At 35.9% G+C, this 1,458-nt stretch carries 1 protein-coding gene; it reads left to right on the top strand.

Annotated elements, in window-relative coordinates; all coding sequences use genetic code 11:
• Window positions 1–465 precede the first annotated feature (465 nt).
• Entirely contained in the window at window positions 466–1,188 is a 723-nt protein-coding gene (locus tag E1I69_RS24070; RefSeq protein ID WP_136382018.1) for a CAP domain-containing protein, read from the top strand.
• The last annotated feature ends 270 nt before the right edge of the window (window positions 1,189–1,458 follow it).

Below are 1,458 nucleotides of genomic sequence, written 5' to 3'. Positions count from 1 at the left end.
CATTGACGAATTACTGTATTTTGATTTAATATGGTATTATTCATTGAAAGCTCCTTTGTAGAAAGTTTGTATTGTTTTTGGGAACAAACAAACATCTAACACTTCTACAATAAGGGCTTTCTTTTTTTATGTCTACATACAATTAGCATTTTTACATTTTATGGAATCTGTGCAAAGCTAGTGTACCTGTCCCCATGTCCCAAAAAGTCACATTCGTCATTTTTCAGTAATATACGTCATAAAGCATCGGTGGTTTCAACCCTGTCAACAGGAAAACCTCGGTAGTTTTTTCCTGCATTACCAAAAAGGAACAATTCATTTATTTCATCAAATCTATTCTTTTTCAACACTCGTTTGCTGTTAAAATAGTAGGTTCGTTTCAGAAGGAAAAGTCTTCCTCTAATATTACAAAAATCACATGATAAGATGTTGTTGTATCTTGGTACACAACAAGGAGGACTCAATATGAAGAAAACTGTACTATCTTTAGCAGTAGCAGGGGCGTTATTGGTTACTGGGCCATTAGCAAGTTCTGCGGAACAAGTAGATAACTCCAATACTAGTTTTGAAGGCCGTTATGTCGTATCTGTTAACAACTCTACAAATTGGAATGACCTCATTCAAAACTTACTAAAAAAATATTATTCTCAATACGGACAAACTCAGACAAAAGTAGATAAACCTACGCAACCGGCTCAAGAGCCAACAGAACAAAAGGCAGAAGAACCTCAAGAAAGTCCTGCTGTTCAACAGCCTGTCCAACAGCAACCAGCAGAACAACCAAAGGAAACAACAAATCAAGCTACTTATTCAATAAGCCAGTTTGAGCAAGAAGTTGTTACATTAACAAATAAAGAACGTGCAAAATACGGCTTACAGCCCCTCAAAGTCGACCTAAAATTAAGTGAGGTGGCGAGAACAAAATCTTCTGATATGAAGAAGAATGGCTATTTTTCTCATACAAGCCCAACCTACGGATCTCCATTCGATATGATGAAACAATTTGGCATTCAATACCGTGCGGCTGGTGAGAATATTGCGATGGGACAACGTTCCCCACAAGAAGTTGTCAATGCTTGGATGAATAGTGAAGGGCATCGTAAGAACATTTTAAGCTCTAACTTTACTCACATTGGCGTTGGTCATGTAGAAGGTAACTATTGGACACAGATGTTTATTGGCAAATAAGACCATTTAACAAAGATTGATACGTTAATTGAAATGGCACTCAGCGAAGGATAGTTGAGTGCCTTTTGGTTTTAATATTTTATATGGAAGAAATGACAAGCACTGAAACCACTTCTTTTGATAAGATATATTAATTTTAGATCGATATAATAATTGGGTGAGCAAATGAAACCTGCAAAATACAGTATCATATAATTCTGAGATTGCGATATAAAAAGTATTATTGAGTTTTTCGTAAGAGTTTAGATCAGATGAACGTAGTAACCTGTC

This window comes from Bacillus timonensis, assembly GCF_004799755.1.
GTDB lineage: Bacteria > Bacillota > Bacilli > Bacillales > Bacillaceae_L > Ferdinandcohnia > Ferdinandcohnia timonensis_A.
This window is presented reverse-complemented; position numbering and strand designations above follow the sequence as displayed.

Coding starts and splice junctions, on each gene's coding strand:
- E1I69_RS24070 (WP_136382018.1), top strand. CDS start 466: ATGAAGAAAACTGTACTATCTTTAGCAGTAGCAGGGGCGTTATTGGTT.